The organism is Nostoc sp. CHAB 5715 (genome assembly GCF_020829685.1).
Classification (GTDB): Bacteria; Cyanobacteriota; Cyanobacteriia; order Cyanobacteriales; family Nostocaceae; genus Nostoc.
Genome location: NZ_JAIVFR010000550.1, coordinates 1 through 5170, shown reverse-complemented (window position 1 = coordinate 5170; position 5170 = coordinate 1). Strand labels below are relative to the sequence as shown.

Here is a 5170-nt window from a genome sequence, read left to right as displayed (position 1 = left end):
TGCGTTCCGGTAGTACCGTTATTTGTATTTTGCTGCGTTCCGGTAGTGCCGTTATTTGTATTTTGCTGCGTTCCGGTAGTACCGTTATTTGGATACTGTTGCGTTCCGGTTCCGGTAGTGCCGCTATTTGTATTTTGTTGCGTTCCGGTAGTACCGTTATTTGGATACTGTTGCGTTCCGGTTCCGGTAGTGCCGCTATTTGTATTTTGCTGCGTTCCGGTAGTGCCGTTATTTGGATTTTGTTGCGTTCCGGTAGTGCCGCTATTTGGGTTTTGCTGCGTTCCGGTGGTAGAACCACCTGTAGATTGTCCTGCTTGGGAGTACAATCTATCACCTGTAGGGGCTTGGCTAGTTTCCAAATTTCTAGAGCTAGATTGAGGCAGAGCGTATACTGGAAGGCTGATTAAAGCACCAGTACTAGCAACTCCCACGAGACTAGCAAGTATTTTGAGCAAATTTTTACTGCGATTTACGTTCATTGGGATCTCCTGAGTTTGAAATTAAATGGTTCTTATGCTATTAACCAATTTGCTGAAATCTAGAAAAAATTTTTTCTATTTTTCAACTACAACATATATTTAAAGCAAAAGTATCGAGATATATGTTATTTAACTAATAAATTAGCTAAATTAATTTTCTTGTTCTTCTGCCTTAAGTCTAGTCTAATGTTAAATTAACTCGTGATATTTTAGACACTATTTGTTTAGTTTTTTAAAATCAATCTACTACTTTAGATATAGTTTTATTTAATATATTGCTTTATCGAAAAAATTAAGGTTTTAAAGTCAATAACATAAATCTGGAAATAACACAATTATTTATGGATATAGTTAAATTAAGCTTTAGTCATTAGTCATTAGTCATTAGTCATTAGTCATTAGTCATTAGAGAAGAACTTTTTGTTTGCCCCAGTCCCCAATACTTCGGCTTACCTCGGCTCCGCTCGGCACGAGTCGCGGTTCCTGAGCGTAGTGAAGGGCAGTACAAGTCCCCAATCCCCAATGACTAAAACTCACGTTGTGAGAAGATAAAAATAGCGATCGCTAACAGCATGGCACTATAAAGTAAGCCATAGCCAGCATTTGTAATCAGTGCAGTTGTGTCAGGTAGTGCTTGCAAACCATAAACGGCATCATTTTTCAAATCTAATCGAGATAAATCTGGCAAGATGAGAAACAAACCTTGAGTTAGACGTTCCATACCAGGGTTGCGGCTCAGACGACCAAGTTGTACTAAATTTTGAGTAATATTTCCGATTAAATATACCGCAAAGGTTAAAACAGTCGCCAGTAAAGAAGCAGTGAAAACACCAAAGGTAATAGCCACAGCCGTGATTAATGACAACTGCAAAAATAAAAAAATTGCAGCAATTAGAATGCTCGTCGTTGAATGAGGAATGTTACTAAATTGCAGAAATACCAGATAAATTGCTGTCATCGTGGCGACAAGCACAGCTAGTACTGCGGATAAACCCAAGTATTTGCCGACGATAATTTCGCTGCGGCTGACAGGTTTAGCAATTAACACCAAAATAGTGCGTTTTTCAATTTCTTTATTAACCAGTCCCGTACCAATAAATATCGTTACAATTAACCCGATGGCATTCATCGCCGCCATCCCAAAATCTAAAAAGATTTTGTCTTCAGTCGTTGCTGCAAATTCAGGAAGGACACGGAAAGCGATGGCGAGTATCAGCGCATAAAAACCAATAATAAATAGGATGCGATCGCGTACTACTTCCTGAAACACATTTTTTGCCAATACAAAAATTCTGTTAATAGTCATTTGTTATTAGTCATTTGTTATTAGTCATTGGTCACTTGTACTGCCCTTCCCTGCGGGACGCTGCGCGAACGACTACGCTCAGGAACCGCGACTTGTGCCGAGCGGAGCCGAGGTAGCGCAGCCTCTCGTAGAGAAGGGCGAAGTCGAGGTAAGTCGAAGTATTAGTCATTAGTCATTGATTCTTCCCCTGCTCCTCCCCCGCTTGCGGAGGTGGTGATCCAGCAAAAAGTTTACTGCCGCGATCGCATTCAATTTCTGCAACTGTAATTTTATTGTCTGAATTGCTAGTTGCAGCAACTGGTTCAATGCGACAAGATTTTTTCAAGTAATAGCCCCGTGGGTTAGAACTCGGGCCCATCCAAATACTTAATAAATCTAATATATATCCAGACTTAGTATTAGCTACGCGCGGTTCAACACGCCATAGTTCCTTCTCTTCATATTTAACCAAGTTCTTTTGAATTTCTCCCCTACCCAGAGTTACTACCCGAGATTCGATATCTTTTTTCGGTATCAACCATTTCTCCACTTCCGACCAAGGTCTTTTAGCTATTTCTTCTACTACTATTGGTTGAAGTTTCTCTAGAATTATAGCGCCGTTACGTGGGATTTTTAGGCGTTTTTCTGTACTAACAATAACGGTACTAGTTTGAAAAGTATCTGCCTGCAAACTAGGATATTCTTGGAACCAATTATTCATCACAAAGTGAAACTGAATCCAGCAACTTAGCAGCATACTACTAGCAACTAAAATTATGATTCTTTGGCGGTCTTCTGGTTTCGGAATTCGAGCTTTTGCATCGGTATCATTACCTTCAATAAATTCTGGTATTGCCGTAATTAGCGCTGAAATTGTCGGCCAAAAAACGATTGTTCTTGGTGTGATGACATCCTGTTGATCTCCAAATGCAAAAACACTCACCAAGAATCCTGTGATCACTGCCCCGACTGGCATAAAAGTACCAGGAACCCTCAAAGGATCTTCAGTTGTATACCAAGCTGTGCCAGCAATTAAAAATAACCAACCGAAAAAGGCAATTATATCTTTGATATAACCTATAGCAAAATATGAAACTACCCAAGAAAAAACACTCAAATAAATAAATGTTTGCCAAGAATAAGCTTTGGGTGGAACTAATACCTTTCTAATTCCTGCGTAAAGCCCTTCAGCAAATTTAAAAACCCCAAATACATCTTTAAATAGCGTATTCATCTTTTTTTTTCCACCTGATTAATTAATCACTAGTCTTCCTTTTAATGAAGTAAATTCTTGCTATTTTGAGCGAAATAATAAAATAATGGTTATAGCACTGTAACTCAGAGAATTCGCAATTAATGTAGTAATCACTAAATTGGTATTTTGTAATCTAGCAGTGCTATAACTACGCCATCGCTGCCGTTGAGATGTTTGAGGCTCCTCTTCTTTTTTAGCAACTGGTTCACTTAATGATAGTAGTAATACCCTTAAAATGAAAAACTTCATTATAAAAGTAGCAAAAAAAATTATACAAGCAGTTAAAATGATTAAACTTTGTGTATTTGCTGATTTAAAATTATTAAAAAACATATAGCTAATTAATTCTGATTTCAGCTGTATCGGCAACATCGGTTCTGCTACAAAAAATATGAACCAACCAATTACACTAGAAAACAGATTCATAGAGATAGCATAAAAAATGCAAGTTTTTTTGTCAAATTTTAGTCGATTGTGCAAAACATACGCTTCGATGGGGATGGCAATCAGTACAAATAAAAAGTCAAACAGAATTCCACCAATAGGAAAAATCCTGGGAAGCATCCAATCAGGCATAAATGGTCAAGGGTAAGGGTTAACTGTAGAGAGTATAACTGGGATAGTGAGGGTGATGGGGAAATTATCTGATTGTTTTTGTTCTTTACTATGTTGGTGTGTCAATATGATCTTGTCGATATTATTTATACATTATACGGACGCATCAGAGGAGCAGTTTCTCTACCTAAGAGTACAAGACGTTAGGTAAGATTAAAGACTGCCACTTATAGCTTTTCGAGAAATGACAAGGAACGGTATTGGTATTCGCACGGCGCAAGTGCGACAGGAACGGCTTGTTGGTCAAATTCACGTCTACGATGGCGTGGGTAAAGGTAAGTCCCAAGCGGCTTTGGGGGTGGTTTTGCGCTCTATTGGCTTGGGGATCAATACGCCTAGCAATTCTAACCGCGTTTTACTGCTGCGGTTTTTAAAAGGGCCTGAACGTGATTATGACGAAGATGGCGCGATCGCAGCTTTGCAACGCGGGTTTCCCCATTTAATTGACCAGGTTCGCACTGGGAGAGCCGAATTTTTTGGCCCAGACGAAATTACCACCTTTGACCGAGATGAAGCGATGCGGGGTTGGGATGTAGCCAAAGGCGCGATCGCTAGCGGTTTATATTCAGTTGTTGTCTTGGATGAAATTAACCCGGTTCTGGATTTGGGTTTGCTACCAGTGGATGAAGTAGTGCGGACATTAAAATCCAAACCCCAAGAGTTGGAAATCATCGCCACCGGACGCGCCGCACCGCAAAAGTTGCTCGATATTGCAGATTTGCACTCAGAAATGAAACCTCATCACCACCCAACAGCTAAAGCTCTCTTCCTTGAAGGGATTGAAATTTATACTGGTGCTGGTAAAGGCAAGTCTACTAGTGCTTTGGGCAAAGCCTTACAGGCCATTGGTAGGGGAATCAATCATCCAGGATCTACCCGTGTGCTGATTATGCAGTGGCTTAAAGGTGGTACTGGCTACACAGAAGATGCTGCGATCGCTGCTTTACAGCAGTCATATCCAGAAGTGGTGGATCATCAGCGCTGTGGTGGAGATGCGATCGTCTGGCGAAATTCCCGACAAGAATTAGATTATGTAGAAGCCGAACGGGGTTGGGAAATCGCTAAAGTTGCGATCGCCTCGGGATTATATAAAACTATTATTCTTGATGAACTAAATCCCACCGTTGATTTAGAATTACTCCCCGTTGAACCCATTGTCCAAGCTTTACTCCGCAAACCCCGCGACACCGAAATCATTATCACTGGCCGTTGCCAAAATCCACCAGCGTACTTCGACTTGGCTAGCATCCACTCAGAGGTTTACTGCCACAAACACTATGCCAATCAAGGTGTAGAACTTAAACGAGGGGTAGATTTTTAGGCGCTGCTGAGTTAGTTGATATGCTGGATTATCTGGATAAAACAGGAGTCAGAATACAGAATTCAGAATTCAGAATACTCTACCCATAAACAATACCTTCGCCAAAAATAAATAGGGCGTTCTGTAGTAAAGTTGTTGTTTACCACAACGACAACTTCCAGTCTACAGAACGCCCATGCTAGATATAGTAACACTTCTTTTAAGTTTAGAAGTTG

Annotated in this window: 5 protein-coding genes; 1 reads left to right on the top strand and 4 read right to left on the bottom strand. The window is 40.3% G+C overall.

The genetic code is table 11. From position 1 onward, the window contains the following. The 4 genes from LC574_RS25770 to fraC all read right to left on the bottom strand — a co-directional run. A partial coding sequence (locus LC574_RS25770) for a hypothetical protein (RefSeq protein ID WP_229456382.1) occupies positions 1 to 479 on the bottom strand: 479 nt, incomplete at its 3' end. Positions 480 to 1005: 526 nt separating this feature from the next. Beyond that, entirely contained in the window at positions 1006 to 1785 is a 780-nt protein-coding gene (locus tag LC574_RS25765) for an ABC transporter permease (RefSeq protein WP_229456381.1), read from the bottom strand. Between the two features lie 172 nt (positions 1786 to 1957). Continuing rightward, on the bottom strand, positions 1958 to 2998 hold the full coding sequence (gene fraD / locus LC574_RS25760; protein ID WP_229456380.1) for a septal junction protein FraD: 1041 nt from the start codon (positions 2996 to 2998) through the stop codon (positions 1958 to 1960). A 60-nt stretch (positions 2999 to 3058) separates the two neighbouring features. Continuing rightward, complete coding sequence (gene fraC, locus LC574_RS25755; RefSeq protein WP_229456379.1) at positions 3059 to 3595, bottom strand: filament integrity protein FraC; 537 nt, start codon at positions 3593 to 3595, stop codon at positions 3059 to 3061. Positions 3596 to 3818: 223 nt separating this feature from the next. Between fraC and LC574_RS25750 the strand changes: the two genes are divergently transcribed. Then, the gene (locus tag LC574_RS25750) at positions 3819 to 4955 is read left to right on the top strand and encodes a cob(I)yrinic acid a,c-diamide adenosyltransferase (RefSeq protein ID WP_229456378.1); all 1137 of its coding nucleotides are present in this window, start codon (positions 3819 to 3821) and stop codon (positions 4953 to 4955) included. Positions 4956 to 5170: the final 215 nt, after the last annotated feature.